This is a genomic window from Rhodococcus sp. A14, assembly GCF_011603105.1.
GTDB classification, from domain to species: Bacteria; Actinomycetota; Actinomycetes; order Mycobacteriales; family Mycobacteriaceae; genus Rhodococcus_F; species Rhodococcus_F opacus.
On record NZ_JAAOQS010000002.1, the window covers coordinates 208,170 to 234,727 of the forward strand.

A 26,558-nucleotide genomic window follows, 5' to 3' on the forward strand; every position below is an offset into this window, starting at 1 on the left:
CGCGATGACGGACCAGGGATCACCGGCGCTGCCGCGCTTCGCCGCGGAGAAGGTCGTGCAGTTGCAGACGCGCAGACGCGACGGCTCGTGGGTGGACACTCCGGTCAACTTCGCCGTGCAGGGCGATCGGGCATACTTCCGGACCCCGGGACGGGCGTCCAAGAACAAGCGGCTACGCAATTTCCCCGACGTCCGGATCCGCCCGTGCACGTGGTCCGGCAAGCCGACGGGTCCGCCGGCGCAGGCCACGGCGCGACTGCTGTCCGGTGAGGAGGCGCGGGCCGCGGGCGCCCTGATCGACGAGAAGTATCCCGTGGTGCAGCGGATCGGGGTGCATCTCGCGCACCGGCTGGCACGCACGTCGACGCTGCACTACGAGCTGTCCGGCGTGACGGACCTGCCCGGATAGCCGGGCGCTCGCCGACCTCCGAGCGCGGCGTCCCACTGACCGGGAGATCCACCGAATCGGGTTTTGGAACAGGTTACAGTTTGAGGGTAACCCACGTCACACTTCGCCTGTGACCGCCCGAGAGGACTTCCACCCATGGTCGACGCCACACCGATCCGCCCCCGGTCCGCAGCAACGGTCACCGAGTGGGACTACGAGGCCGATGTCGTGGTCGCGGGTTACGGCATCGCCGGTGTGTCCGCCTCCATCGAGGCGGCGCGCGCCGGCGCCGACGTCCTGGTCCTCGAACGCACCAGCGGCTGGGGCGGTGCCGCCGCTCTCGCGGGCGGCTTCATCTACCTCGGCGGAGGCACGCCGTTGCAGAAGGCGTGCGGGTTCGACGACTCGCCCGAGAACATGAAGACGTTCATGATGGCGGCCCTCGGCCCGGGTGCCGACGAGGAGAAGATCACCGACTACTGCGAGGGCAGCGTCGAACACTACAACTGGCTCGTCAACTGTGGTGTCCCGTTCAAGGAGAGCTTCTGGGGCGAACCCGGCTGGGAGCCCCCGTTCGACGACGGACTCATGTACTCCGGCGGCGAGAACGCGGCACCCTTCAACGAGATCGCGACTCCCGCACCGCGCGGCCACGTTCCGCAGATGGACGGCAAGCGGACCGGCGAGAAGGGCGGTGGCTACATGCTGATGAAGCCGCTCGTCGAGACCGCCGAAAAGCTCGGGGTCCGAGCCGAATACGACATGCGCGTCCAGACGCTCGTCACGGACGACACCGGTCGCGTCGTCGGGATCGTCGCCAAGCAGTACGGCAAGGAGGTGGCCGTGCGGGCGCGCCGCGGCGTCGTCCTCGCCACCGGCAGCTTCGCCTACAACGACAAGATGATCGAGGCCCACGCGCCGCGGCTCATCGGCCGCCCCGGCGCCGCCATCGAGGAGCACGACGGACGGTCGATCCTCATGGCGCAGGCCCTCGGCGCCGATCTCGCCCACATGGACGCCACCGAGGTCGCGTTCGTCTGCGACCCCCAGTTGATCGTCCGCGGCATCCTGGTCAACGGCCGGGGGCAGCGCTACGTGCCGGAGGACACGTACTCCGGGCGGATCGGCCAGATGACCCTGTTCCACCAGGACAACCAGGCGTTCCTCATCATCGACGAGGCGTCCTACGAGGAGGGGGCGGCCGCCACCACGGCCACGCCGTTCCTGCGCGTCCAACCGAAGTGGGCGGCGGAGACCGTCGAGGAACTCGAATCGGACATGGGTTTGCCCGCCGGCGCACTGCAGTCGACCGTCGAGGTCTACAACACGCACGCCGCCGAAGGATCGGACCCGCTGCTGCACAAGAAATCCGAGTGGGTGAAGCCGATCGGCACCCCCGTCGCGGCACTCGACCTGCGCGGGTTCACCCTCGGCTTCACGCTCGGCGGCCTGCGGACGACCGTGAACTCCGAGGTACTGCACGTCTCCGGCGAACCGATTCCCGGCCTCTTCGCGGCGGGACGGTGCACGTCCGGTGTGTGCGCCGGCGGCTACGCCAGCGGCACCTCCCTCGGCGACGGCAGCTTCTACGGCCGCCGCGCCGGGATCAGTGCGGCGACGCGCGCCTGACCGGACTACCCGACGAGCCGGACCGTCACGCCGGCCGCGAACCGGTAGGGCTGGGTGCTCAGGACCGCGCCGAGACTCTTGCGCAGACGCGAGACCTCGGCGCGGACCGCCACCACGTGGTCGCGGTCGCCGAACAACGATTCGCTGAGCGAGGCCGCGTCGACGCCCGCCGGTCCCGCGACCGACAGCACCCGCAGGATCTGGGCGTGCCGGGGTGAGAGCGGCCGCGTCCAGTTGACGTCGCCCCGGACCGTCACGTGCGGCGCGTCCCCGAGGTCGAGTTCCAGTTCGATGGCTGCCCCGTCGACGCGCCTGCGCACCAGCCAGCCGTCGCCGAGCGGTTCGGGCACGCACAGCCCGAGCCCCGGGACGAGCAGTGGCCGGTCCAGGCTCGGCGGCGCAACCCGCTCCGGCGCCGCGATGCCACTCGCCTCCGCGACCCACCCGTGCTTGTCGACGACCAGCGCCGGACCGCCCGCCGACGCGAGCAGCGGTGCCGCCCGGCCGCGCAACTTGTCCAGTTGCGCCGTGTGCTCGCGCCACAGTGTCGCCTCGGCCAGACGCACGGCGGTGCGGACGAGTGCGACCGTGGTCGGGTGAATCGACATCGCCGACCCACTGATGTCGACGACGCCGAGGATCTCACCGGTGCGCGGATCGTGCACCGGCGACCCTGTGCACGACCAGCCGTGATGCGAGGGCGCATAGTGCTCGGCCGAGAACAGTTGCACCGCAGCATCTTCGATCAGCGCCGTGCCGATCGCGTTGGTCCCGACCGCCTGCTCCGCCCAGCGAGCACCCTCCGTGAACCCCAGGGCGTCGGCCGCCTTCCGGACCCCGCGGGATCCTTCCCGCCACAACAGGACACCGTCGGCGTCGGCGATGACCACGATGAAGTTCGCATCGTCCGCGACCTGCGTCAGCGTGCTGCGCAGTTCCGGGAGCACCGTGCGCAGCGCCGTCCGGGTACGCCGCGCCTCGATCTCGGAGAAGTCGGCGGGCTCCACGTCCGCGCAGTGGTCCGGGCTCACACCGCCCGCCTGCAGTCGGGACCACGACCGCGCCACCACGTCCCGGGGCAGCGCGGGCGGCTGCTCCCCGGACAGCACGGCGTCGTGCACCCGGCTGAGCAGCCGGGCATGTCGCGGCAGATCCACACCAGTTGCCACTGCGGTCAGCCGGTCGGCGGTCGGACGTTCAGCGCTCACAACGCCGAGGCTACCCCCGACGTTGTGAGCCACACCACTGTCCGTCATCGGATCGGCTGCAACCCTTCCTCCTGGGCCTTGATCTGGAAGGCCAGATACTTCGAGTAGTGCCGGGACTGATGCAGGTTGCCGGCCATAAACCAGAAACCCGGATGACCGGACCGGCGCCACACCGTGCGCAGCTCGCCCTCGTCGTCGAGGCCCCACACGTCCTGGCAGCGGTCCGCGACCGCGTCGCCGAGGAACTTGCGGGCGCTCTCACGCATGTTCTTGTATCCGGTCGCGAGAACCACCACGTCCACCGGCATCTCGGTGCCGTCGGCGAACACAACCCCGTCCGGGGTGAAGTGATCGATCTCGGTTCCCTGCTTCACCGTCACCTCGCCGCTCGCGATCAGCTCGGATGCACCGACGTCGATGTAGTAGCCGCCGCCGCGTCGCAGGTACTTCATGAACAGGCCGCTGCCGTCCTCGCCGAAATCGACCTTGAATCCGGCCTTCCGCAGACCGTCGAGCATCTCCGCGTCCTTCTCTGCAATGGCCTCCGTCGCCCCGGCGTGAATTCCCGCGAGCAACGGGTACGGCAGCGACGCGAAGATCAGGTCGGCGTCCTGCACCGCGGGCCCGCCCTCCTCGTACACGCCGCCGAACAGTCCGGGGATGCCGTGCTTGCTGCTCATCACATACGTGGACGAGCGCTGCAGGATGGTCACGTCCGCACCCTGCTCGTTGAGTTCCTGGGCGATGTCGTGGCCCGAGTTGCAGCAGCCGACGACGAGGGCCTTCTTGCCCTGCATCTCCCGGCCGCCGACGAACCAACTCGAATGCTCGATGGTTCCCTCGAACGTGTCGGCACCAGCGATCCGCGGAATGTTCGGCACCCCACTCATTCCCGTGGCGAGGACGACGTGCCGGGGGTGCAGCGTGCGGGTGGAGCCGTCGTCGCGGGCGACGGTCACGGTCCATTCGCCGGTGGCGTCGTCATAGCTGCCGCCGGTGAACTCGGTTCCCGTCCACACGTTGAGTTCCATTGCGTCGGCGTAGAACTCGAACCAGTTCGCGAGCTTGTCCTTGGGCGTGAACACCGGCCAGTGGTCGGGGAAGTTCAAGTACGGCAGGTGGTCGTACCAGACCGGGTCGTGCAGGACCAGCGAGTGGTAGCGCTTGCGCCAGCTGTCACCGATCCGGTCGTTTCGCTCCACCAGCAGGGTGTCGACTCCGAGCTGTCCCAGACGGGCCGCGAGGGCAAGACCACCCTGGCCGGCGCCGACGATCACGACGGCCGGCTGCTCGGTCTCGAACTCACCCTTGACGGTTCGCCGGTCGAGCCAGTTGATCTTGCCGCGGTGGGCGCCGTGATTCGTGCCCTGAACCCGCCGATGCCCCTTCTTCTCCTCGTGACCCTTGATCTCCTCCATCGCGCTGATCAACGTCCAGGCACGCCACTCGCCGTCGTCGTCGCGCCTCAGCCGAACGAAACCGCGGCTGCGGGCCAGGGTCGTCTCGAACGTGAAGAAGGTCTGTATCCAGTCACCCTCGGGATCGGCCACCGCCTCGGCGGGGTGCGCGGGTGACAGGACGAGGTGGCGCGGCTCGTGCACCGGAACCGAATCCGCGAGGCGCGACTCGATGTCCGCGCGACCGTGCGTGGTGTGCAGATCCCAGGTGAACGACAGCAGGTCGCGCCACCAACCGTCGACCAGGAAGTGCTGGGCGGCCCCGCGCACGTCGCTTCGTTCGAGGGCGGCACCGAATCCGGCCAGCCAGCGCCGGGCGATGTCACCCGGCTGCGGGATGGCGGTGTCGACGGGTGCGTCGAGTGTGGCGGTCATGATGTCCTCCGTCGTCGGGAATCGAGAAGTTCGATACCTCTGTGATACGGGTCACAAGGACGGGGCGGCAGCGTTGCATCGGATTGCACCGTCCCCACCTCGGCGCCGCGCAGCCGCCCGAGACACCCGATTAGCAGGTCAACAGGCCATCCGGTAGAGTTCCATAAGTTGTCTCGGCGAGGGTGAACCAGAAGTTCCCATTGACTGGCTCACCGTGATCGACGCGGCGACGGCTCTGCTCGAGCGTTTCGCTCCTGGCCGTCGCGTGTTCGTCCCTCGTCGACTCGAACCGCCCGCCAGTTACCACCGTGAGTTGTAGGAGCCGTTTCACCATGTCTGACGAAAATCGCCTCGTAGCCGCCGTGCGCACCGAGTTCGGCAAGGGTGCCGCCCGCCGCGCGCGCCGCGACGGCCAGGTCCCCGCAGTCCTGTACGGCCACGGTGAGGACCCCCGCCACCTGAACGTCCCGTCCCGCGACTTCGCCGCCATCCTGCGCGCGCACGGCACCAACGCCATCCTGACCCTCGACATCGAGGGCAAGGAGCAGGTCGCGCTCACCAAGTCGGTCGTGGTTCACCCGATCCGCAACTACATCGAGCACGCCGACCTCCTCGTCATCAAGAAGGGCGAGAAGGTCACCGTCGACGTTCCCGTCGTCGTCACCGGTGAGGCCGCTGCCGGCACCCTGGTCGCGCAGGACGCCGCCACCATCTCCCTCGAAGCGGACGCGCTGCACATCCCCGAGCAGATCGAGATCTCGGTCGAGGGCCTCGAGGTCGGCACCCAGATCCTGGCCAACCAGCTCGAGCTGCCCAAGGGTTCCACCCTGCAGGCCGACGAGGAACTGCTCATCGTCAACGTCGTCGCAGCCCCGACCGCTGCCGACCTCGAAGAGGAGACCGGCGAAGCCGCGGCCGAGCCCGCCGAGGCTCCGGCCGAAGAGGGCGCCGAGAGCTGATCCTCTCGCAACCGCACTGATGTCGGCGGCGCGTCGTCCCGGATTGTCCGGGGTGACGCGCCGCTGTCGTCTGACACGACCCCCTCACGCATGGAAGGACCCTGTCGGTGAGTGAAGACACCGCCCTGGTGGTGGGTCTGGGCAACCCCGGACCGCAATACGAGAAGACCCGGCACAACGTCGGCTTCATGGTGGCCGGCGTGCTGTCCGCTCGCATGGGTGGCAAGTTCAGCGCGCACAAGAAGAGCGGCGCCGAGATCGTTCAGGGGCGACTCGAGGGACGTCCGACGATCCTCGCCAAACCGCGGTCGTTCATGAACCTGTCCGGTTCCGCCGTCGCCGGGCTGGCCCGTTTCTTCTCCGTCGATCCGGGCAACATCGTGGTCATCCACGACGAACTCGACCTCGACTTCGGGACCATTCGACTCAAGCAGGGCGGCGGCGAGGGCGGGCACAACGGCCTGCGGTCCATCTCGAGCGCGCTCGGCACCAAGGAGTACCTGCGCACCCGTGTCGGGATCGGTCGTCCCCCCGGACGGATGGATCCGGCGTCGTACGTGCTGAAGCCGTTCTCCTCGGCGGAACGCAAGGAACTCGACCTCGTCTGCGAAGAATCCGCGGACGCCGTCGAGCTGGTCCTGCGCGTCGGGCTCGAGGCTGCGCAGAACCGCCTGCATTAGGCGCTCCGCGCCCGTGCGCCTATCTGGTTCTCCCAGCTACCAAAAAGGCGCACGGGCGCGGAGCGCCTAGTGGACCAGATTCGCCGACGTGGCGCGGCGGAGTTTGCCCGACGACGTCTTGGGAATGCTGCCGGGCCCGAGGACGGCGACCGTGCGCGGTCGTACGCCGACCTCGGAGAACACGGCGTGCACGACCTCGTGCTCGATGCGCTTGACCACTTCGGGGTCCTGATAGTCGTTGGTCTCCACCGCGACGGCGAAACTTTCCCGCTTCTGCCCCGCGTCGAGGCGGACGGCCACCGCGTTGCCGGGACGCACTCCGGCGACGGTGCCGGCGGCCCGCTCGATGTCCGTCGGGTAGATGTTGCGGCCACCCATGATGATGACGTCCTTGACGCGGCCGCACACGACGACGAGGCCTTCTTCAGTGAAGTAGCCGACGTCGCCGGTGTTCAGCCAGCCGTCCGCGTCCTGCGCGGGCTTGTGTCCGTCGACCGTGATGTATCCGGGGGTGACCGCCTTGCCGCGGACCTCGATGATGCCGACACCGCGGGTCGGGAGCAGCTCCCCCTCGCTGTCGACGACGCGTCCCTCCAGGTTCGGCACCATCTTTCCGAGGGTGGCGAGGGCACGCGCGTTCGGCTTGCTCGACGGGACAGCGCGCTGCATCGCCTCGAGGAGATCCGGGTCGACGAGGTCGAGGACCTGGCCCTGATCCGGATCCGGGATGGAGACGGCGAGGGTGGTCTCGGCCATGCCGTAGACGGGGGCGAGTGCGGACGGGTTCAGGCCGAAGCGGGCGCCCGCCTCGGCGAGCTTGGTCATCGTCTCGGGGTCGACGGGCTCGGCGCCGTTCCACATGTACCGGACGGTGCTCAGGTCGACGGCGCCGTCCTCCGCCTGCTTGAGGCGGCGGGCGAGCAGCGAGTACGCGAAGTTGGGGGCGGCTGTGACGGTGCCCTTGTACTTCCCCATCAGTTCCGCCCACAGCAGCGGCGTGCGGAGGAAGTCCATCGGGGTGATGCTCACGACCTCCGCGCCGACCTGCATCGGCACGCTCAGGAACCCGACCATCCCCATGTCGTGGAACAGGGGCAGCCAGCTGATCATCACATCGTCCTCGATGGAGAACTTGATGCGGTCGATCATGGCGTACGCGTTGGTGTAGAAGTTCTCGTGCGTGATCTGCACGGCCTTGGGGGAACCGGTGGAACCGGACGTGAGCTGCTGCAGCGCGATGTCGCTCTCGAACGTCTCGACCGGGTCGATAGCCGTGCCCTCGTTCAGCTCGGCCACCGTCACCACGGTGATGCCGCGCTCCTCCAGCAGCGGCTTGGCGGCGTCGAACGGCGCACCGAGGATGACGGCCTTCGCCTGAATCATGTTGATGACGGTCTCGGTGTCCTTGGCCCACACGGCCAGGTCGGTGCGCGGCGTCGGCTGATGCAACATGGTCACGGACGCGCCCCGCATCCAGGTGCCCTGGCAGGAGGGTGCGATGTCGACGGGCTGACCGGCGAGGATGCCGATGGCGTCGCCGTGTCCGATACCCGCCTCGGCGAGTGCGCCCGCCATGCGGCGCGCGGCCTTGTGGATCTCGCCCCACGGCTGCCGCAGCGGCGCGTCGGGCTCACCCGTGTTGAGACCACGGGTGCTACTCGCCGCGGTCGCGTACATCTCGTCGGTGAATTTGCTCACAGTCTTCCTCCTGCACATACGGGTGTCCGAACGCAGAACGGTGAACTCCGGAGCGCCCCGACGACTCACCCATATAAATCCCCCACCGGCCTCCGATCGTTACTCCTCCCTGGATGCGACTGTGCTGCGCGTTCGTGTTCGGCACCCGAGTAACCTGGTATGCGGCCACACGGCCTTCCTGCACGCCACACGTCCCCCGAGAGGTTCTTCGTTGACTACCCCGTCCGACTCGGCCGACACCATTCCAGCCGAGGCGGCGTCCGTCGCCACGTCCGCCGCACCGGAAGGGAAATCCGAGAAGGGTGTCCGTGCGGAGGCGTCCCGTCGCCGCACGTTCGCCGTGATCTCGCATCCCGACGCCGGTAAGTCGACGCTGACGGAGGCTCTCGCGCTCCACGCGAAGGTCATCTCCGAAGCGGGCGCGGTCCACGGCAAGGCCGGCCGCAAGTCGACGGTGTCCGACTGGATGGAGATGGAGAAGGCCCGCGGCATCTCGGTCAGCTCCACGGCCCTGCAGTTCAACTACCGCTCCACCGAGGCGTCGGCGGACGACCCCGTCGACAACGTGATCAACCTGGTCGACACTCCCGGTCACTCCGACTTCTCGGAGGATACGTACCGCGTCCTGACGGCGGTCGACGCCGCCGTCATGCTGATCGACGCCGCGAAGGGTCTCGAACCGCAGACGCTGAAGCTGTTCCAGGTGTGCCGTCACCGCGGAATCCCGGTGATCACGGTCATCAACAAGTGGGACCGGCCGGGCCAGACGCCGCTGGAGCTTCTCGACGAGATCCAGGAACGCATCGGTCTCACCCCGACTCCCCTGTACTGGCCCGTCGGGATCGCCGGCGACTTCCGGGGCCTGCTGCGGCGCGGCGAGGACGGTGCCCCGCGGGAGTACATCCGGTTCACCCGGACCGCGGGTGGCGCGAAGATCGCCCCCGAAGAGGTCATGGATGCCGACGCCGCCCTCGCGAAGGAGGGCTCCGAATGGGAGACCGCCGCGGAGGAGAGCGAACTGCTCTCGGCCACCGGTCAGGACCACGACCAGGAGCTGTTCCTCGGCGGCCAGACGTCGCCGGTGATCTTCGCGTCGGCGATGCTCAACTTCGGCGTCCGCCAGATCCTGGACACGCTCGTCGAGCTGGCGCCGCCGCCGCGCGCCCGCGAGGACGTCGGCGGCACCCCTCGCGAGGTCACCGACCCGTTCAGTGCGGTCGTCTTCAAGGTCCAGGCCGGCATGGACACCGCGCACCGCGACCGGCTGGCGTTCATGCGCATCGTGTCGGGCGTGTTCGAGCGCGGCATGGTGGTCACCCACGCCCAGACCGGCAAGCCGTTCACGACGAAGTACGCGCAGACCGTGTTCGGTCGCGAGCGTTCGACCGTGGAATCGGCGTACCCCGGCGACGTGGTGGGACTGGTCAACGCCACCGCACTCGCCCCCGGCCACACCCTGTTCTTCGAGAAGAAGGTGGAGTTCCCGCCGATCCCGTCGTTCGCGCCGGAGCACTTCTCCATCCTGCGGGCCGAGAGCGCGGGCAAGTACAAGCAGTTCCGGCGGGCTGTGGATCAGCTCGATTCCGAGGGTGTCGTGCAGATCCTCCGCAACGACCTCCGTGGCGACGCCTCGCCGGTCATGGCGGCCGTCGGCCCGATGCAGTTCGAGGTGGTCGCGGCGCGGATGAAGGCCGAGTTCAACGTCGAGGCCCGGATGGAACCCCTGGGCTACGCGTTGGCGCGGCGCACCGACGCCGAGTCGGCCGACGAGCTGAACCGTCAGCGCGGTGTCGAGGTGTTCACCCGCTCGGACGGCGTGATGCTGGCGCTCGTCAGCGACAAGTGGCGGCTGCAGTACATCCAGAAGGAGCTGCCCGACCTCACGCTCGAACCTCTCGTGGCCGCCGCCGACTAGCGTCTTCTACTACAGCGTCTACATAGATCTCACACTCTCCGCCACTGGCGCAACGGATAGTTGAGATGGATGTGTGTCACGGCTACCTGTATCACCGTGCGGTGGTGCGGGTTTGACCGTGTCCCACACCGACGCTTGTGGTCAGCGACGGGTCTGACGGGATGGACTTCGCCGAGCTCGCTGAGGACATCGCCCACGAAGCCGAACAGGCACTGTTCCTGGCCCGTCAGATCAAGCAGATCGACGAGCGAGTCGCGAACCTCTACGCCGACGCCGACCGGCCGGCATCGTTGCCTCTGCTCCCGGCGTGGGGGCGATGATCAGCGCCGTCATCGCTGGACGGATCGGCGACCGGCACCACGAGTCTGCGATCTGTCATCTGGCCACCCATCTGGTCACCCGGATCGCCGCCCTGCATGCGTACCGGCCAACCGTACGCCTTGCGGGACGTCGACGACACGCCGATCACCGAGGCCGAGGGCCGGGCGATCGTCAAGGCGCGCCACAAGATCGACCCGCGGCGGCGCGAAAACGTCCGATACAAGCGGATGCGTGAGCGCCGCAAGCAGGCGGCGGGTCAGGAGTCCCAGGGGTCGCGATGCGCTCCAACAGGCCGGCCCGCCAAGACCAAGCCTACGAGCCGCCAGGTGGCTTGACCTCCGCTAGGAACTCAGGTACCGCCCGACAAACGCTACAGGCGAACGGGGGCAGTCTGTCTCGCCGGATCGGCCACACCAACCGCGCTCTGGACCTTCTCCGCGTCGAGGCGCATCCGGTCCAGTCACTCCCATTGCTATTCGAGCCCGCAAGCGCGGCACTGGCGGACCCGGCGCACCACATCACCGGGGCGATCCCCCGACGTCGACGATCTCGTCACCGAACTGGGCGAGGTACGCAACCGCGGATGGGCCCTGGAACGAGAACAGCGGACGGTCGGCGTGGTGTGTATCGCGACCGTCGTGCCCTACCGGATCCCCGCCACCGACGCCCTCAGCGTGTCCATGCCCGCCGAGGTCGCGTCGTACCCGGGTGAGCTGGAGCGGATCGCCGGCGTGCTCACGAAGCACGCGTCCGCCTGGGCCCGGGAATTGAGGGCCGAGGGAGTTCGATGACGTGACCGCGCCGCGGACCCGAGACCGACCGGGGCCGCGCCGTGCGCCGTCGAGGCGTGCGGCCCGCCGGACCCTCCTGGTAGCTTTCAGGTCGAATCGAGCACACTGACGGGCTTTGCGCGGTACCCGTTTGGCCACGAGCAGGAAGCGACACGATGGAGAACGGCATTTCCACCAACGGATCGGGCAGTAACGGCTCCGCCGGCACGAACTCGGCATCGGAGTCCCCTTTCGCTGAACCGAGCACGGGCGGGCTGACCGGCAGCAACGGTAACGGCAACGGCAAGTCCACGACCAGCTCCGCCGAGACGTTCACCTTCCCGCTGCCGACGCGCAGCTCGGGTTCGCACAGCACCGAGGAGCCGGGCGAGGTCTCCGACACGACGGCGTCGCTCGAATCTCGTGGGCGCACCGTCATGCGACGCAACGCGATGGGAGTGGCAGCCGTGCGAGTCGCGGGCCGTCTTGCACACACCGAACTGCTCGAGGAGCACCTCGCCTCGGCGAGCAGTCACTCCGCCGATCCCACCGTGGACGCTGACGAACTGCTGGCGCTGCTCGGCGAATACCTCGTCGCAGCCGGGTTCGAGCGCCCCGAGATCCACGCGAAGCTGAACGGCCAGTCGATCGTCGTCGACCTGCGCTCGCCGTCCGCGACCGCACGCTGACCCCCGCTCCCGGGCGTCGTCAGGGCCACAGCACCTCGCGGAGCCACCGGCCGGACTCGCGGCGGTAGAGCTGGCGCACGTGCCTGCGCCCGGCGTCCGCCTGCCAGAACTCGACACTGTCGGGGACGATGCACCATGCCCGCCAGGTTCCCGACACGAAGTCGGGGTCGGCCTCGATGCGGGCCACCGCAGCCGCGACGGCGCGTTCGTATTCGGCGGGATCGTCCAGGACCTCGCTCTGACGACTGGCGGCGGCCACGGCCCGCGCGGTGACCGACCGTTCGCGGAAGTCGCGGGCGGAGAGCGCCGGATCCCCCTCGACGACGGAACCGCGCACCCTCACCTGCCGGCCCTGCTCTCGCCAGTAGAACGACAGTGCCGCAACCGCATTCGTAGCGAGTTCACGCCCCTTCGGCGAGCGCGTGTCACCCGAGAACCAGAAGCCCCGCTCCGTGACGTCCTTGAGGAGCAGGAATCGCGCGTCCGGATCGCCGTCGGCATCCACGGTCGACAGCGCTGCGGCGTGCGGTTCCGGAACACCGGCCGCCGCGGCCTGCGTGATCCAGTCGAGAAACAGCGCGGTCGGCGACTCCGGAAGCGCGTCGACGGGCGGGGGTGTCTCGCCGCCGAGAGCGGGCAGGGCGCGTATCCACGCGCGGGTGTCCGGAAACGACGAACGGTCGGGTGTGGTCGGCATGTGCCGACAGTAGCCGCGGCCCGGGTCTTCAGGCCGACGCGGCCGGATCCGTCGGCCCCACCAGCATCCAACGGTGACCGAACGGATCGATGAGTGTCGCGTTGCGGTGTCCGTGGCCCTCCGAGATCCACCGTTCCACCTTGCCGCCGGCGTCGCGGGCACCCGCCAGGACGGCATCGGGGTCGTCGACGGACAACATCAGGCTCACGGACGTCGAACCCGATTCCGGCGCGGTCAGACCCATCTCGGGGAACTCCTCGGCGAGATAGATCATGCCGCTCGGCAACCGCAGTTCCGCATGACCGACCCGGCCGTCGTCCATGACGATCGGCTCACCCACCACCTCGGCGCCGAACACCTTGGAATACCACTCGATGGCCTCGACACCCCGCCGCACCGTCAGATACGGCAGCGCGCCGGGAACGGGGACTTCCGGAGCCATCGTCACCTCCCAGTGTCCGCGGTGCGTCGAGTCCCAGTGTGCTCCCTCAGGCAGATGCCGGAGGTTGCAACATCGCCCACTTGTTGGACGTGAGCCGGAAACTCGGGAAATCGGAGAGCGACGCAACCGATTCCCAGGTGCGTTCGTATCCGGTGTGCGTGATCCGCCAGTTTCCGTCGGGGCACCGAAGATAACGATCGTGATAATAGGCAGACCCGCGCAGCAGCATGCCGTCCTCGGGAATCAGCGTGGTGTCCGCGAGAAACCACACCCCTACCGCGGTGTCTCCGGTGACGGTGATCTCGGGCTGGCCGCACTGATGCTCGGTGATGACGTGGGTCCCGAGAGTGTTCTCGAGGAAGGACACGAATGAGTCACGGGAATCGAACGTGAGGTATTCGCTGTACGTCGCCGTGACGTCCGGGACCATCGTGTCGGCGAACTCCACCCACGACTTCGTATCGAGAGCACGTGAATAACGGTGCTTGAGCTGCTCGATCTGTTTGATTGCTTCGAGATCCATGACCCCCGCCTCCTGTGCAGCGAACATGCAAGCCCTGGACTGCAGATTAGTCGGATGATCTGCAGGTTCGCCTTGGTTTCCCCCGTTTTGACCAGATCATGCATATTCAGGCCGTGATCCGGGACACGAAAAGGTTACGAAATGACTGCATGGCCTGCGCAACAGCACACTGTTCACACTACCTTAGGCTAGCCTCACCCGACGAGGGTCCGAGCCCGCAGGCTCCCACCGACCCGAGGGTCCCGCACCTCAGTCCATCGGCGTTCGAATCCATCTGCTGTACAGCACTTTTAGTCATCTTTCCGAGCACCCTTCGCTCCGAAGGGTCCCATAATGCCGGACGCCGGAAGGGATTGCTGTGACCCCGAATCCACAGGTAACCCGCCCGACGCTATCGTGACGCTGACGTGGTCACGCGAGAGGGGAATCCATGGATCCGGCCCGCATACCGGTGATCGTCGGAGTCGGCGACATCCGCTCCGGCCGTGCAGGCGATCCGGCAGCCCCGCGTGAACCGCTCGACCTGATCACCGCCGCCGCGCGTGCCGCCCTCGCCGACAGCGGCTCCGCGACCCTCGGCTCCCGGATCGACGCAATCCATGCGGTGAAGACCGTCAGCTGGTCGTACGACGACCTCCCCGGACTGCTGGCCGCCCGGTTGAATCTGCCGTCACCACGGTCGAGCACGTCCCCGATCGGTGGCCACTGGCCCGCGACGCTCCTCGACCGCATCGGCGACGACATCGCCTCGGGCCGGTCGTCGGCAGCGCTCCTTGTCGGCGGTGAGTCGCAGGCGACCATGACGGCGCTGCGCAAGTCGGGCACCGATCCCACGACGCTGGGCTGGGCGTCGGAACCGGGGGGTCCTCCCGCGTTCGACCCGGCGGATCTCGGGAGTCCCGCGATGCAGCGCGCCGGCCTGATCGTTCCGACCCGGGTGTACCCGTTGTTCGAGAACCGCGTGGCGCACGAGTCGGGTGTCGGACCCGACCAGTCGCTGGCGGAGTCGGCCCGGATGTATTCCGCCTTCTCCGAACTGGCGGCGAAGAACCCGGCGTCGTGGACGTGCGAGGTGTATTCCGCCGAGGAGATCGCCACGGTGGGTCCGGGCAACCGGATGGTGTGCGAGCCGTACCCGTTGATGCTCAACGCCATGCCGTTCGTCGATCAGGCCGCCGCGGTGCTGGTGTGCTCCCTGGCCGTCGCGCGCGAACACGGCGTTCCGGAGGACCGCACGGTGTACCTGTGGGGCGGCGCGGGAGCCGCCGATCCCGTGGACGTACTGAGCCGCAACGGTTTCGGCACGTCCACGGCGATGACGGACGCGGTGCACCGGGCGCTGTCGCGGGCCTCGATCGACGCCTCCGCACTCGACATCGTCGACGCGTACAGCTGCTTCCCGGTGGTGCCGAAGCTACTGACCCGCACGCTCGGCCTGCCCGCACGCATCGTGCCGAGCGTGACGGGCGGCCACTCCTTCTTCGGCGGGCCCCTCAACAGTTACACGCTGCACTCGATTGCCGAGGTCACCCGCCGATTGCGGGAAGGCGCGGGACCGGCCCTGGTCCACGGCAACGGCGGCTACCTGACGTACCAGCACGTCGTGATGCTGGCGGGCGCCCCGCACCCGGACGGGTACGTCGGCGATCCGGAACCGGCGCAACTCGCGTCGGAGGCGCCGGAACTCGTCACCGGCTACGAAGGACGAGCCGACATCGTCACGTCCACGGTGGAGTACGGGCGGGACGGCGCCCCGGCGACCGGCTTCGTCGTCGCGCACACCCCCGACGGCCGGCGTCTGGCCGGACGTACCGGCCCCACGGAGGCGGTCGCGCTGTCCGCGTTCACCGAGACCCCGGCACGGTCGGTGATCGGGCGGACCGTTCACGTCACGGACCGTGACGGCATCCTGTCTCTGCGGTTCTGACGGGCCGCAGCGCAGGTCCCGCCTAATCCAATTCGGCGGCCAGCTCCATCCACTGTTCCTCGGTGGCTTCCTTCTCCGCGACGACCTGCTTGAGCTCGGTGTCGAGCTTCTGCAGCTTGTCCGGATCGGTCGCCGCCTCCGCCAGCTTCTCGTGCAGCTTCCGTTCCCGGTCGTCCAGCTTCGCCACAGCCCGCTCGAGACGCGACAGTTCCTTGCGCGCGGCGCGTTCGGCTGCCCCGTCCCGCACCTGCTTGGGGGCCGACGCACCGGTTGCCGTCGACGCCACCGACGGTGCGCCGGTGTCGACCATCTTCGCCCGGCGACGCAGGTAGTCCTCGATCCCCCCGGGCAGGTTGGTCAGCTTGCCGTCACCGAACAACGCCCACGTGGAGTCACAGATGCGTTCGATCAGGTACCGGTCGTGGCTGATGACGACCATCGTGCCCGCCCAGCCGTCGAGAATGTCCTCGAGTTGCTGCAGCGTGTCGATGTCGAGGTCGTTGGTCGGTTCGTCGAGCAACAGTACGTTGGGCTCCGACATCAGCACACGGGTCAGCTGCAGCCGGCGACGCTCGCCACCGGACAGGTCACCGACCGGTGTCCGCTGCCGGGCCGGAGTGAAGCCCAGCCGTTCGGCGAGCTGCCCGGCCGATACCTCCTTGTCACCCAACGTGATCCGCTCGGCGACGTCCTTGACGGCCTCGAGCACCCGCATGTTCGTCGGCAGATCGTCGAGTTCCTGACGGAGCCAGCCGATGTGCACCGTCTGCCCCTGGATGCGCTTGCCCGACGCCGGCGAGATCTCGCCGGCGAGCGTGCGCAGGAGCGTCGTCTTGCCGGAGCCGTTCACACCGACCAGGCCGACACGCTCCCCCGGCGCCAACCGCCACGTGAGGTCGTCGACGAGCACCCGGCCGTCCGGCGTCTCCAGGCGCGCATCCTCGAGTTCGATGACGACCTTGCCGAGCCGCCGCTGCGCGAACGACGCCAGCGCCACGTTGTCGCGGGGCGGTGGGACGTCCGCGATCAACGCCTCGGCGGCCTCGATCCGGTACTTGGGCTTGGACGTGCGGGCAGGTGCACCGCGCCGCAGCCAGGCCAATTCCTTGCGGGCGAGGTTGCGGCGACGTTCCTCGGACGCGTCGGCCTGCCGGGAGCGCTCCGCCCGGGCGAAGATCCAGTCGTTGTAACCGCCCTCGTAGCTTTCGACCTTGCCGCCCACCACTTCCCACGTGCGGTTGGCCACGGTGTCGAGGAACCACCGGTCGTGGGTCACGACCACCAGTGCGCTGCGACGGCTGACGAGATGTTCCGCCAGCCACTGCACACCCTCGACGTCGAGGTGGTTGGTCGGCTCGTCGAGCACCAGCAGGTCGAGGTCCTGGACGAGCGCGGCGGCCAGTGCGACGCGTCGCCGCTCACCACCGGACAGCCCGTCGACCGACACCTCGAGCCCCAGGTTGTCGATGCCGATGCCGGCCAGGATCGACCGGATGCGGGCGTCGCCCGCCCACTCGTGGTCGGCGACCCCGAGCGGCCCGAGCACCACGTCGCCGACGCTGGAGCCGGGTGGCAGGACGCCCCGCTGGGTCACGACCGCCATGCGCAGGCCGCCGACCCGGCTGACACGTCCGGAATCGGGCGCCTCCACTCCGGCGAGCACCTCGAGCATGGTGGTCTTGCCACCGCCGTTGAGGCCGACGACGCCGATGCGTTCGCCTTCCTGCACTCCGAGGGATACCGAATCGAGCAGCGGCTTGATGCCGAAGGACTTCGATACCTGCTCGAGATTGATCAGATTCGCCATCAGTGCGATCCCTCCGCCGCGTCGTTGATTATTCGGGCGCCCGGTACGGGTCCGCTGGCGACCCGCACCGTGCGACACACCCCCGCACCTGCGAGTTCTGCGCTGACCCGGACCGCGGCGTCCGCTTCAGCACATAGAAAGGCACAGGTCGGGCCCGACCCGGAGACGATGCCGGCCAGTGCGCCCGCCGCGACCCCGGCACGCAGCGTCCGCCGCAGGCCCGGATTCAGCGACAGCGCGGCCGACTGCAGGTCGTTGCCCAGCAACGGGGCCAGCGTCGCGGAGTCGCCCGTGGTGAGCGCGTGCATCAGGTCCTCGGGTCCGCCGAGTCGCGGCGGATTCCCGTCGGCACGCAGCCGGTCCAGCTCCCGGAACACGGTCGGTGTGCTCAAGCCGCCCTTCGCGAGCGCGAGCACCCAGTGGAACGTGCTGCGGGAGAGCACCGGCAGAAGTCGCTCGCCGCGTCCCGTCCCGACCGCGGTGCCACCGTGGAGGGAGAACGGAACGTCGCTGCCGAGCTTCGCGGCGAACCCGTCGAGTTCCTCCCGCGACAGGTCGAGTTGCCACAGCGCGTTCAGCCCGACCAGCGCCGCCGCGGCGTCCGCGCTGCCGCCGGCCATGCCCCCGGCCACCGGGATGCCCTTGTCGATGGCGATCTCGACGTCAGGGCGCCGCCCCGACTCGGCCGCGAGCATCTCGGCGGCCTGCCACACGAGGTTGCTGCTGTCGGTGGGCACGACGCGGGCGTCCTCACCGCGGACCGTCACCGACAGCGTCTCCGCGGGGACCACCGACACCGTGTCGCTGAGGGAGAGCGCCTGGAACACCGTGTTCAGCTCGTGATAGCCGTCGTCGCGCAGGTCCCCGACGGCCAGATGCAGATTGACCTTGGACGGGGCCCTGACGACGACGGGGCGAGGAACGACGGAAAGCACAAGGGTAGAGCTTAGGCGCTCCCGGTACGGGTGCGGAAATGCGCACCATCACGCACTTTGCCCCTCACCCGCGTCACAGGCGCGGGCCGAGCCGGGTGGTGAGGCTGCCGCCCCGGGCGAGGGGCAGACGGGTCCGCGCCGACCGGATGTCGCCGGTGACGTCCGCGGGCCGGTCGTCCGGGTACCGCAGTTCACTCGTGACGGCCGACGGGCCGTCCAGGACGTCGTGCGAGACGGTGCCGACGCCGAGTTCCAGCTGGTGCCGGAGCAGCGGCAGGGCGCCGAGATCGGCGTTGGTGACCCCGACCCAGCGTCCCGTCGTCTCTCCCGCCCGGCCGATCTGCACCCGCTCACGCAGCAGCAACGTGGACGACTCGGCGAGGGACACCGTGGTCTCGACGCGATGCTCCGCGCCGCCCGCGATCACCGTGGGTTCGAGCGCGCAGTCGAGCGCGGCGTCGTCCTCGACCTCCACCGACCACTGCGCCGTGGACAGCACACGACCCCGGCCGGGCAGGGCCAGGGACGCCGCGACGCTGCGCAGCGTCAGCCGGGCGCCCGACAGCACCCGGACCGTGACGTCCCAGTGGTCGCCGCCGAGCGGGGTCGCGGCGGTGCCGATCACGTGGACCGTGTCGCGGCCGGTGATCCGTGCCGCCAGTCCCCCGGCCGCGGAGATCCGCGGACTGCGGTCGGGGGACGCGACGATCGTCAGTTCGGTGCGCACTACTAGTGCACGTCGGCGAGGGTGCGCACCTGCTCGCGCACCCACTCCAGAGCCGGTCCGGACGACGGATCCTCCGTCAACGAGATCAGCGCCGTCGGCCTGCCCTCGCGGACCTTCTCGGCGTCGCGGCGCATCACCGCGAGATCGGCTCCGACCATGGGGGCGAGGTCCGTCTTGTTGATCACGAGGAGATCCGAGAACGTCACGCCGGGACCACCCTTGCGGGGAACCTTGTCACCGCCCGCGACGTCGACGACGAAGATCTGCACGTCGATCAGGCCCGAGGAGAACGTCGCGGTGAGGTTGTCGCCGCCCGACTCCACCAGGATCAGATCGAGCGGCGGGTTGGCCGCGATCAGGTCGTCGATGGCGTCGAGGTTGGCGGTGATGTCGTCGCGGATGGCCGTGTGGGGGCAGCCACCGGTCTGCACGGCGGCGATGCGCTCGTCCGGCAACACGGCGTGGCGGCGCAGGAAGTCCGCGTCCTCGGTGGTGTAGATGTCGTTGGTGAGCACGGCCAGCGACAACTCCTCGCGCAGTTGCCTGCACAGCGCGGCGACGAGCGCCGTCTTGCCCGATCCGACGGGCCCACCGATCCCGATCCGGACCGGCTCCCCCGCCACCCGGACCCGCCGGGGACGGTCGTGCTGATGGTCGTGGGGTTCACCATCGATGAAATGCGGTGGCATGGTTGATCTCTCCTTACTGGGGTACAGCTGAGTGTCACGACACGAACAGGGGGCGGTCCCGCAGAACGTGCCGCTCGGCGACGACATCCATGAAGGGGTCGGACACGCTGGACAGTCCGGTCACGCACTGGCCGGCGATGTCGTCGCACAGGTCGGACAGCGCGAACGTGCACGCGGCGACCTGCGCGGGGTCGAGAGCGAGCAGACGCTGCGCGGCGATCGCGGACCCGGTCATGGTGGTGTAGACGACGACGAGTGCCGCCTCCCGCGGTTCGACGGCGGTGACGGATCCGACCACCCCCGAGACCACGGGCAGGTGCGGACGTGTGCCCAGCGGCGACCAGTCGTGCTCGGGCCACGTGGTGCGGGCCAGCCGCAGCAGACCTCTCCCCTGCGCCCGCGACGACGACCGCGCCGCGGGGGACGGGGTTCGCGCATCCATCTCGGCGTCGGCGTGTTCGGCGGTGAGCCGCCCGGCGCACACCGCCGCAGTGATCGATCCCCCGACGAGCCCGGCGGTCCGGACCCGTCGCCGCAGGAACGCCTCCATCGTGCCGACGTCGCGGACGACACCGCTCGCGACGGCCTCCTCGATGCCGCCCGAATGCACGTGACCGCCCGTGGGCAGCCTCGAATCGGCGAGGGACATCAGGTGAGCGAGGCGCATCAGAACAGGAAGTATCGCTGGGCCATCGGCAGTTCCGCCGCCGGCTGCTCTTCCCACACGTCGCCGTCGATGCGGACCGTGAACGTGTCCGGGTCCACCTCGATCCGCGGCTGCGCGTCGTTGCGGGGCATGTCGGCCTTGCCCCGCGACCGCACGTTCGCGACCGGGACGAGTCGACGGCTCAGGTCGAGTCGATCCGCCAGACCGTCCTCGAGGGCGTGCGGAGCGACGAAGTGCACGGACGTGGCAGCCGCAGCCTTGGGCGCCGCCCCGAACATCGGACGCGGGAGCACCGGTTGCGGAGTCGGTATGGACGCGTTGGCATCTCCCATCGCGGCCCACGCGATCATCCCGCCCTTGATCACCGCGTGTGGCCGGACACCGAAGAACGCCGGGTCCCAGAGCACCAGGTCGGCGAGCTTGCCGACCTCGACCGATCCGATCTCGGCCTCCAACCCGTGCGCGACGGCGGGGCAGATCGTGTATTTCGCCACGTACCGCTGGACGCGCTGGTTGTCGGCGCCGTTGTCGCCGGCCAGGAAACCCCGGCGCTGTTTCATCACGTGCGCCGTCTGCCACGTGCGCAACACGACCTCGCCGATGCGTCCCATCGCCTGCGAGTCGCTGCCGATCATGGAGATGGCGCCGAGGTCGTGGAGCAGATCCTCCGCCGCGATGGTGGACGGCCGGATGCGGCTCTCCGCGAACGCCAGGTCCTCCGGGATCTTCGGGCTCAGGTGGTGACACACCATGAGCATGTCGAGATGCTCGTCGAGGGTGTTGACCGTGTGCGGCCGGGTCGGGTTGGTCGAACTCGGCAGGACGTTCCCGTGCGCGGCCACCGTGATGATGTCCGGCGCGTGGCCGCCGCCCGCCCCCTCCGTGTGATAGGCGTGGATCGCGCGTCCGGCGATGGCCGCGAGAGTGTCCTCGACGAAACCGGCCTCGTTCAACGTGTCCGAGTGGAGGGCCACCTGCACTCCAGCGGCGTCCGCGACGGTGAGGCACGCATCGATGGCCGCCGGAGTCGAACCCCAGTCCTCGTGCAGCTTGAACCCGGAGACGCCGCCACGCAACTGCTCCCACATCGACTCGGAGCTGACCGTGTTGCCCTTGCCGAGCAGCGCGATGTTCATCGGCCAGCCGTCGAGTGCCTCCAGCATCCGGGCGGTGTGCCACGAACCGGGGGTGACGGTGGTGGCCTTGCTGCCCTCGGCGGGGCCGGTGCCGCCGCCGATCATCGTCGTGATGCCGCCGCCCAGTGCCTCGTCCATGATCTGCGGGCAGATGAAGTGCACGTGACAGTCGATACCGCCGGCCGTGAGGATCTTGCCGTTCCCGGCGATGATCTCGGTGGACGGACCCACCACCAGATCGGGGTGGACCCCCGACATCGTGTCGGGATTGCCTGCCTTGCCGAGTGCGACGATGCGTCCGTCCCGAATACCGACGTCCGCCTTGATGATTCCCCAGTGGTCGACGACGACCACGCCGGTGATCACCGTGTCGGGCGCGCCCTCGGCGCGGGTCGCGCGACCCTGGCCCATGGACTCGCGCAACACTTTTCCGCCACCGAACACCGCTTCGTCGCCGGCCAGTCCCGGCCCGCCGCTGCGGTCCTCGGTGATCTCGATCAGAAGGTCGGTGTCGGCGAGCCGGATGCGGTCGCCGGTCGTGGGACCGAACAGCTCGGCGTAGCGTGCGCGGCTGAGTTCGGTCATGACGCGTCCAGCTTTCCGGGAGGAGTGAGGCTCAGCCCGTGCACTTCACGGGTGCCGCGCAGGGGTACGAGTGAAACCGTCTGCGCGATACCCGGTTCGAAGCGCACCGCGGTGCCCGCGGGGATGTCCAGCCGCAGCCCGTGGGCGGCGGAACGGTCGAACTGCAGGGCGTGGTTGGCCTGCGGAAAATGAACGTGGCTTCCGACCTGGACCGGACGGTCCCCGGTGTTGACCACCTCGAGTTCGGTGCGGGGAGAACCCTCGTTGAGCTCGATCACGCCCTCGGCGCACACGACTTCACCTGGAATCACGGTCACCCCTACGCAATCGGATCGTGGACGGTGACGAGCTTGGTGCCGTCCGGGAACGTGGCCTCCACCTGCACGTCGTGCAGCATCTCCGGGACGCCTTCCATCACGTCCGCCCGGGTGAGCACCTCACGACCGGACACCATCAGCTCCGCCACCGACCGGCCGTCGCGGGCCCCCTCGAGGATGTGATCCGTGATGAGGGCCACCGCCTCCGGGTGGTTCAACACGAGGCCGCGTTGCCGGCGCCTGCGCGCGAGTTCCGCGGCGTAGCTCAGGAGCAGACGCTCCTGCTCGTGGGGCGACAAGCGCATGTGTCCTCCTGCGGTCGGTGCGTCGCAATACTGCCACGAACTGCAGTGTGGCACCGCCCACGCCCGGAACGGCCGCCGTTCTCACCGCGGAAACATTCGTGACACGAACCCGTCACAGCGCCTTCCTAGCGTTCCCCCATGGCCATCTCCACTGCCGCCCATCCCCCACCCGGCGGCGACGCGTCGACAACCCGGACGCGATCGCCCTGGTACACCAACCTGTTCGTCCAGCTCCTCGTCGGAATCGTCGGCGGCATCACCCTCGGCTGGCTGTGGCCGACCGTGGGGTCGGAGCTCAAACCGATCGGCGACACGTTCATCAAGCTCATCAAGATGCTCATCGCGCCGTTGATCTTCACGGTGGTCGTGACGGGAATCGCCAAGGTCGGCGACGTCAAGGCCGTCGGACGGATCGGCGTGAAGGCACTGATCTACTTCACCGCCGTCACCGGGTTCGCGCTGCTCTTCGGGCTGGTGATGGGCAACATCGTCAAGCCCGGCGCCGGATTCGACATCGACCCGGCCACCCTCGCCGACGGCACCGAGCAGATCGCGGAGAAAACCGGCGGTGGTGAACTCCCCGGCGCCGTCGAGTTCCTCATGGACATCGTCCCGACCAGCGTGGTGGGCGCATTCGCCGACAACATGTTGCTGCAGGTCCTCTTCTTCGCGGTGCTCTTCGGTATCGCGCTGGCCAAGTACGGCGAGCACGGGCCCCCGCTGGTCCTCGAATTCGTCGACCACCTCAGCCACATCATCTTCATGATCATCGGCTGGATCATGCGGCTCGCCCCGATCGGCGCATTCGGCGCGATGGCGTTCATCATCGGCCAGTACGGAATCTCCACCCTCGGGAGCTTCGCCGCGCTCATCGCGTGCTGCTACCTCGCCGGAGCCCTGTTCGTCCTCGTCCTCGCACTCATTGCGAAGTTCGCCGTGGGACTGAACATCTTCACGTTCATCCGCTACACCAAGGAGGAGTTCGGTCTCGCGCTGGGAACCGCCTCGTCCGAGGCAGTGCTTCCCCGCATCATGACCAAGCTCGTCGGTGCCGGGAACTCGCAGGCCGCGACCGGGCTCGTGGTGCCGACCGGATACTCGTTCAACCTCGACGGCGCCGCGATCTATCTGTCCATCTCGACCCTGTTCCTCGCCCAGGCCACCGGCCACGACCTGTCCGTCGCCGACCAGCTCGGCGCGCTGTTCATCCTGCTCCTCACGTCGAAAGGCATGGCGGGCGTACCCGGGTCGTCGTTCCTCGCGCTGTCGGCGACCGCGACCGCGCTCGGAATCTTCCCCGTCGCGGCGGTCGCGGTGCTGCTCGGCGCCGACCGGATCATGGACTCGATGCGTGTGTTCGTGAACCTCCTCGGCAACTGTGTCGCCACGTTCGTCGTCTCGAACTGGGAAGGCCAGCTGGACAAGCAGAAGATGCAGGACGCCATCCACGGAAAGCTCGGCCCCGGCGGCGCGGATCCCGTCGAGCAGCCGCCGGTCGTGGCCGAGTACGAGTCGCGTCAGTAGCCGGCCGGGATGCCGAACACCCTGATCGCGTCGCGGTACATGCCGAGTTGCTGATCCTTGGTCAGGGGCATGACTTCGGCGATCAGCTGACCGGCGCTGGTGATCGCGCTCATCGCCCCGACCACCGGCAGTCCGGCGACGTTGAAATCGACCGTTGCCCTGCGGATGTGGTTGGCCGACGTCACGATGATCGCGCCGCCCGCACCGAGCGAGCGGGCCAGCGGAACCGAGTTGAGCGCGTTGCCCACCGTCGAGCCGGCACGATGCTCGGGGTGGATGCGTTGCGCCGGGACACCGTGCGACTGCAACCACCCCTGCATCGCGGCCGCCTCGGTGATGCCGTTCTGCGGGTTGCCGCCGGTGACGATGATCGGCGACATCGGCGAGGCCCACGACTGGACGAGCGCGGCCTGCAGACGGTTGATCAATTCCGGTCGCATCGCACCGTCGGGGAGCAGTCCGAAGCCGAGGACGATGATCGCGGTGGACGGACCCTGGATGGCCGGAAGTGGGTTCGGGGGCGTGAACGACGCAATTCTGATCGCGTTCAACATCCCGTCGACGCCGGCGCGCATCCCACCGTCCATCGCGCCGAGCCGGGCGAGCGCCGTCTCCCGGGTGATCAGGTCGCCCGCGGCGTCGGCGTAGATGGCCTGCAACGCCAGCGCATTGGTGTCGCCTGGTTCTCCGGCGACGGCGCCACCGATGTCCGCGAGGGCGCCACGGGTGTCACCTGCGGCGAATCTGCCCTGCGCGCTGTTGAAGAGGTCGGCGGCCGAGGCGGACGCCGTCGCGGTGGTGGAGACCGCCAGCGCCAGGCAGAAGGCGGCGGTCATGACGGTGGCGAGCAGCGCCCTGACTGCTGAAGAAATGGGCCGAACACGAAACTGCGTCACGCTGAGACCTTTCCGTCGGATTTTCACGAAGTACACATGCGATGGTCCGTGGAGCGTCGGCGCCAGTGTAGTGACACTCGTGGGGCTGGTGGGAAAATCGTTACTTACCGTTACCCGCCATCAATAGAGGACAGAAGATGTCCTCTATTGATGGCATCCTGAGGTGCATGCGGGAAACTTCGGCACGACTCCTCCGGCTGCTGTCCCTGCTCCAGACCCGAAAAGACTGGTCCGGGGCAGAACTCGCCGACCGGCTCGGCATCACCCCACGCACGGTTCGGCGAGACGTGGAGAAACTCCGCGACCTCGGGTACCCCGTCGACGCGACGGTCGGGGTGGGCGGTGGCTACCAGCTCGGCGCGGGCGCGGAGATGCCGCCCCTGCTGCTCGACGACGAGGAAGTCCTGGCCGTCGCACTCGGCCTGCAGTCCGGCGCGACCGGCTCCGTGGTCGGCATCGGGGAGGCGTCGATGCGAGCGCTCACCAAACTCCGGCAGGTGATGCCGTCCCGGCTGCGACACCGCCTCGAGGCGCTGCAGGTCGACGTGGTCCACCGCGAGCCCGCGAAGAGCGCCGTCGACGCGCAGGTCCTGTCGGCCGTCGCCTCGGTGTGCCACAACCACGAACGACTCCGATTCGACTACAGCACCCACGACGGCACCGAGAGCCGGCGTGAAGTGGAGCCGTACCGGCTCGTCCGGTCAGGGCTGCGCTGGTACCTCGTCGCCTGGGACCTCACCCGCGCGGACTGGCGGTCGTTCCGGGTGGACCGCCTGACACCGAAGATCCCGACGGGACCGAGGTTCGTACCCCGTGAACTGCCGCCCGGCGGCGCTGCCGAATTCGTCGCACACGGAATCAACCGGGCCGTCACCCGGATCCGCGCACGGGTACTGCTGCACGCGTCGATCGACGAGATGGCGACCCTGGTCCACGAAGACTGGGGAACTCTCGAAGAAATGCCCGACGGACGATGCGCGGTGGCGCTCGGCGGCGACTCCGTGCCGTCGATAGCCAACTGGCTCAGCGCATTCGGCGTCGACTTCACCGTCCTCGACCCTCCTGAGCTGCGCGAAGAGTGCCGACGGGTGGGTGAGCGTCACCGCCTCTTCGCCGACCGCTACGGTAACGCCTGACCGAGACGCCGTTCAGCCGTCACCGCGGACCGAAAATCCGTGGGAACCGAACGGTCCTGCGCGGCGTCCAACCAGGTGACGACAAGGAAGGGTCGGGGTAGTCGGGGATGCAGCACACGATTGTCGAGGAGGGGCGCGCGCGGGCGCCTGCGGGGG

Annotated in this window: 25 protein-coding genes and 2 pseudogenes; 11 read left to right on the top strand and 16 right to left on the bottom strand. The window is 68.6% G+C overall.

The features are described from left to right. Window positions 1-4: 4 nt before the first annotated feature. Entirely contained in the window at window positions 5-409 is a 405-nt protein-coding gene (locus tag G9373_RS02195; RefSeq protein ID WP_005562704.1) for a PPOX class F420-dependent oxidoreductase, read from the top strand. A gap of 135 nt (window positions 410-544) precedes the next feature. Next, window positions 545-2,017, top strand: a complete 1,473-nt coding sequence (locus G9373_RS02200; protein ID WP_007300098.1) for an FAD-dependent oxidoreductase — start codon at window positions 545-547, stop codon at window positions 2,015-2,017. A 5-nt stretch (window positions 2,018-2,022) separates the two neighbouring features. On the opposite strand, the gene G9373_RS02205 is transcribed toward G9373_RS02200, so the two are convergent. Both G9373_RS02205 and G9373_RS02210 read right to left on the bottom strand, forming a co-directional pair. Further along, on the bottom strand, window positions 2,023-3,273 hold the full coding sequence (locus G9373_RS02205) for a GAF domain-containing protein (RefSeq protein ID WP_133986364.1): 1,251 nt from the start codon (window positions 3,271-3,273) through the stop codon (window positions 2,023-2,025). Beyond that, the gene (locus G9373_RS02210) at window positions 3,270-5,057 is read right to left on the bottom strand and encodes an NAD(P)/FAD-dependent oxidoreductase (RefSeq protein WP_167113733.1); all 1,788 of its coding nucleotides are present in this window, start codon (window positions 5,055-5,057) and stop codon (window positions 3,270-3,272) included. The genes G9373_RS02205 and G9373_RS02210 overlap by 4 nt, the downstream gene beginning before the upstream one ends. A gap of 332 nt (window positions 5,058-5,389) precedes the next feature. Between G9373_RS02210 and G9373_RS02220 the strand changes: the two genes are divergently transcribed. Both G9373_RS02220 and pth read left to right on the top strand, forming a co-directional pair. Continuing rightward, a complete protein-coding gene (locus tag G9373_RS02220) occupies window positions 5,390-6,016 on the top strand; it encodes a 50S ribosomal protein L25/general stress protein Ctc (protein WP_039952679.1) in 627 nt (208 codons plus the stop codon). A gap of 107 nt (window positions 6,017-6,123) precedes the next feature. Continuing rightward, window positions 6,124-6,696: an aminoacyl-tRNA hydrolase gene (gene pth, locus G9373_RS02225; protein WP_005255495.1), complete on the top strand. Its 573-nt coding sequence runs from the start codon at window positions 6,124-6,126 to the stop codon at window positions 6,694-6,696. A 66-nt stretch (window positions 6,697-6,762) separates the two neighbouring features. Here pth and G9373_RS02230 read toward each other — a convergent pair whose 3' ends face one another. Further along, complete coding sequence (locus G9373_RS02230; RefSeq protein ID WP_054247598.1) at window positions 6,763-8,394, bottom strand: fatty acyl-AMP ligase; 1,632 nt, start codon at window positions 8,392-8,394, stop codon at window positions 6,763-6,765. Between the two features lie 211 nt (window positions 8,395-8,605). On the opposite strand from G9373_RS02230, the gene G9373_RS02235 reads away from it, so the two are divergent. Further along, window positions 8,606-10,309 (top strand): peptide chain release factor 3, encoded by a 1,704-nt coding sequence (locus tag G9373_RS02235; protein WP_007300094.1) that lies wholly within the window; start codon window positions 8,606-8,608, stop codon window positions 10,307-10,309. 18 nt (window positions 10,310-10,327) lie between these two features. On the opposite strand, the pseudogene G9373_RS46135 reads toward G9373_RS02235, so the two are convergent. After that, a pseudogene (locus G9373_RS46135) lies at window positions 10,328-10,450 on the bottom strand (DNA-binding protein); the annotation flags it as partial. Window positions 10,451-10,470: 20 nt separating this feature from the next. Between G9373_RS46135 and G9373_RS48060 the strand changes: the two are divergent. The 3 genes and pseudogenes from G9373_RS48060 to G9373_RS02250 all read left to right on the top strand — a co-directional run. Continuing rightward, window positions 10,471-10,965 (top strand): annotated as a pseudogene (locus G9373_RS48060) (IS110 family transposase); the annotation flags it as partial. A gap of 114 nt (window positions 10,966-11,079) precedes the next feature. Next, window positions 11,080-11,421, top strand: a complete 342-nt coding sequence (locus tag G9373_RS02245; protein WP_346842791.1) for an IclR family transcriptional regulator C-terminal domain-containing protein — start codon at window positions 11,080-11,082, stop codon at window positions 11,419-11,421. Between the two features lie 155 nt (window positions 11,422-11,576). Beyond that, window positions 11,577-12,089 carry a hypothetical protein gene (locus tag G9373_RS02250; protein ID WP_054247601.1) on the top strand — a complete coding sequence of 171 codons (513 nt, stop codon included), beginning with the start codon at window positions 11,577-11,579 and terminating at the stop codon, window positions 12,087-12,089. 19 nt (window positions 12,090-12,108) lie between these two features. Here G9373_RS02250 and G9373_RS02255 read toward each other — a convergent pair whose 3' ends face one another. Genes G9373_RS02255 through G9373_RS02265 form a run of 3 tightly spaced genes read right to left on the bottom strand, consistent with a single transcriptional unit; the run spans window position 12,109 to window position 13,751 of the window. After that, on the bottom strand, window positions 12,109-12,786 hold the full coding sequence (locus G9373_RS02255) for a pyridoxal 5'-phosphate synthase (protein ID WP_005565174.1): 678 nt from the start codon (window positions 12,784-12,786) through the stop codon (window positions 12,109-12,111). Window positions 12,787-12,814: 28 nt separating this feature from the next. Continuing rightward, window positions 12,815-13,228 (bottom strand): VOC family protein, encoded by a 414-nt coding sequence (locus tag G9373_RS02260; protein WP_005255471.1) that lies wholly within the window; start codon window positions 13,226-13,228, stop codon window positions 12,815-12,817. 46 nt (window positions 13,229-13,274) lie between these two features. Next, window positions 13,275-13,751 carry a nuclear transport factor 2 family protein gene (locus G9373_RS02265; RefSeq protein ID WP_007300089.1) on the bottom strand — a complete coding sequence of 159 codons (477 nt, stop codon included), beginning with the start codon at window positions 13,749-13,751 and terminating at the stop codon, window positions 13,275-13,277. A gap of 430 nt (window positions 13,752-14,181) precedes the next feature. On the opposite strand from G9373_RS02265, the gene G9373_RS02270 reads away from it, so the two are divergent. Further along, window positions 14,182-15,678, top strand: coding sequence for an acetyl-CoA acetyltransferase (locus tag G9373_RS02270; protein ID WP_005565180.1), 1,497 nt, complete (start codon window positions 14,182-14,184; stop codon window positions 15,676-15,678). A 22-nt stretch (window positions 15,679-15,700) separates the two neighbouring features. Here the strand turns inward: G9373_RS02270 and G9373_RS02275 are convergent, their stop codons facing one another. From G9373_RS02275 to G9373_RS02310, 8 genes are all read right to left on the bottom strand, one after another. Then, window positions 15,701-17,485 carry an ABC-F family ATP-binding cassette domain-containing protein gene (locus G9373_RS02275; protein ID WP_054247602.1) on the bottom strand — a complete coding sequence of 595 codons (1,785 nt, stop codon included), beginning with the start codon at window positions 17,483-17,485 and terminating at the stop codon, window positions 15,701-15,703. Next, window positions 17,485-18,420 carry a 4-(cytidine 5'-diphospho)-2-C-methyl-D-erythritol kinase gene (locus G9373_RS02280; RefSeq protein ID WP_054247603.1) on the bottom strand — a complete coding sequence of 312 codons (936 nt, stop codon included), beginning with the start codon at window positions 18,418-18,420 and terminating at the stop codon, window positions 17,485-17,487. The genes G9373_RS02275 and G9373_RS02280 overlap by 1 nt, the downstream gene beginning before the upstream one ends. 73 nt (window positions 18,421-18,493) lie before the next feature. Then, window positions 18,494-19,147, bottom strand: a complete 654-nt coding sequence (locus G9373_RS02285; RefSeq protein ID WP_167113736.1) for an urease accessory protein UreD — start codon at window positions 19,145-19,147, stop codon at window positions 18,494-18,496. A gap of 2 nt (window positions 19,148-19,149) precedes the next feature. Then, a complete protein-coding gene (ureG, locus tag G9373_RS02290) occupies window positions 19,150-19,836 on the bottom strand; it encodes an urease accessory protein UreG (protein ID WP_167113739.1) in 687 nt (228 codons plus the stop codon). A 34-nt stretch (window positions 19,837-19,870) separates the two neighbouring features. Next, a complete protein-coding gene (locus tag G9373_RS02295) occupies window positions 19,871-20,503 on the bottom strand; it encodes an urease accessory UreF family protein (protein WP_005572826.1) in 633 nt (210 codons plus the stop codon). Next, complete coding sequence (locus G9373_RS02300; RefSeq protein WP_005572825.1) at window positions 20,503-22,224, bottom strand: urease subunit alpha; 1,722 nt, start codon at window positions 22,222-22,224, stop codon at window positions 20,503-20,505. Before G9373_RS02300 ends, G9373_RS02295 begins: the two co-directional genes overlap by 1 nt. Continuing rightward, on the bottom strand, window positions 22,221-22,535 hold the full coding sequence (locus G9373_RS02305) for an urease subunit beta (protein ID WP_005572824.1): 315 nt from the start codon (window positions 22,533-22,535) through the stop codon (window positions 22,221-22,223). The genes G9373_RS02300 and G9373_RS02305 overlap by 4 nt, the downstream gene beginning before the upstream one ends. A gap of 8 nt (window positions 22,536-22,543) precedes the next feature. Continuing rightward, the gene (locus G9373_RS02310) at window positions 22,544-22,846 is read right to left on the bottom strand and encodes an urease subunit gamma (RefSeq protein WP_005255454.1); all 303 of its coding nucleotides are present in this window, start codon (window positions 22,844-22,846) and stop codon (window positions 22,544-22,546) included. A gap of 138 nt (window positions 22,847-22,984) precedes the next feature. Between G9373_RS02310 and dctA the strand changes: the two genes are divergently transcribed. Beyond that, on the top strand, window positions 22,985-24,370 hold the full coding sequence (gene dctA, locus G9373_RS02315) for a C4-dicarboxylate transporter DctA (RefSeq protein WP_054247605.1): 1,386 nt from the start codon (window positions 22,985-22,987) through the stop codon (window positions 24,368-24,370). On the opposite strand, the gene G9373_RS02320 is transcribed toward dctA, so the two are convergent. Then, window positions 24,364-25,206 carry a YdcF family protein gene (locus tag G9373_RS02320; RefSeq protein WP_005238742.1) on the bottom strand — a complete coding sequence of 281 codons (843 nt, stop codon included), beginning with the start codon at window positions 25,204-25,206 and terminating at the stop codon, window positions 24,364-24,366. The genes dctA and G9373_RS02320 overlap by 7 nt on opposite strands. 227 nt (window positions 25,207-25,433) lie before the next feature. Between G9373_RS02320 and G9373_RS02325 the strand changes: the two genes are divergently transcribed. Continuing rightward, the gene (locus tag G9373_RS02325) at window positions 25,434-26,402 is read left to right on the top strand and encodes a YafY family protein (RefSeq protein WP_005561741.1); all 969 of its coding nucleotides are present in this window, start codon (window positions 25,434-25,436) and stop codon (window positions 26,400-26,402) included. Window positions 26,403-26,558: the final 156 nt, after the last annotated feature.

Excerpts from the sequence above, each read along its gene's own strand:
- G9373_RS02295 (WP_005572826.1), bottom strand. The coding sequence starts at position 20,503 with ATGCGCCTCGCTCACCTGATGTCCCTCGCCGATTCGAGGCTGCCCACG.
- ureG (WP_167113739.1), bottom strand. The coding sequence starts at position 19,836 with ATGCCACCGCATTTCATCGATGGTGAACCCCACGACCATCAGCACGAC.
- G9373_RS02195 (WP_005562704.1), top strand. The coding sequence starts at position 5 with ATGACGGACCAGGGATCACCGGCGCTGCCGCGCTTCGCCGCGGAGAAG.
- G9373_RS02270 (WP_005565180.1), top strand. The coding sequence starts at position 14,182 with ATGGATCCGGCCCGCATACCGGTGATCGTCGGAGTCGGCGACATCCGC.
- G9373_RS02200 (WP_007300098.1), top strand. The coding sequence starts at position 545 with ATGGTCGACGCCACACCGATCCGCCCCCGGTCCGCAGCAACGGTCACC.
- G9373_RS02205 (WP_133986364.1), bottom strand. The coding sequence starts at position 3,273 with ATGACGGACAGTGGTGTGGCTCACAACGTCGGGGGTAGCCTCGGCGTT.
- G9373_RS02265 (WP_007300089.1), bottom strand. The coding sequence starts at position 13,751 with ATGGATCTCGAAGCAATCAAACAGATCGAGCAGCTCAAGCACCGTTAT.
- G9373_RS02255 (WP_005565174.1), bottom strand. The coding sequence starts at position 12,786 with ATGCCGACCACACCCGACCGTTCGTCGTTTCCGGACACCCGCGCGTGG.
- G9373_RS02300 (WP_005572825.1), bottom strand. The coding sequence starts at position 22,224 with ATGACCGAACTCAGCCGCGCACGCTACGCCGAGCTGTTCGGTCCCACG.
- G9373_RS02275 (WP_054247602.1), bottom strand. The coding sequence starts at position 17,485 with ATGGCGAATCTGATCAATCTCGAGCAGGTATCGAAGTCCTTCGGCATC.
- G9373_RS02325 (WP_005561741.1), top strand. The coding sequence starts at position 25,434 with ATGCGGGAAACTTCGGCACGACTCCTCCGGCTGCTGTCCCTGCTCCAG.
- G9373_RS02220 (WP_039952679.1), top strand. The coding sequence starts at position 5,390 with ATGTCTGACGAAAATCGCCTCGTAGCCGCCGTGCGCACCGAGTTCGGC.
- G9373_RS02310 (WP_005255454.1), bottom strand. The coding sequence starts at position 22,846 with ATGCGCTTGTCGCCCCACGAGCAGGAGCGTCTGCTCCTGAGCTACGCC.
- G9373_RS02210 (WP_167113733.1), bottom strand. The coding sequence starts at position 5,057 with ATGACCGCCACACTCGACGCACCCGTCGACACCGCCATCCCGCAGCCG.
- dctA (WP_054247605.1), top strand. The coding sequence starts at position 22,985 with ATGGCCATCTCCACTGCCGCCCATCCCCCACCCGGCGGCGACGCGTCG.
- G9373_RS02260 (WP_005255471.1), bottom strand. The coding sequence starts at position 13,228 with ATGGCTCCGGAAGTCCCCGTTCCCGGCGCGCTGCCGTATCTGACGGTG.
- G9373_RS02320 (WP_005238742.1), bottom strand. The coding sequence starts at position 25,206 with ATGACCGCCGCCTTCTGCCTGGCGCTGGCGGTCTCCACCACCGCGACG.
- G9373_RS02250 (WP_054247601.1), top strand. The coding sequence starts at position 11,577 with ATGGAGAACGGCATTTCCACCAACGGATCGGGCAGTAACGGCTCCGCC.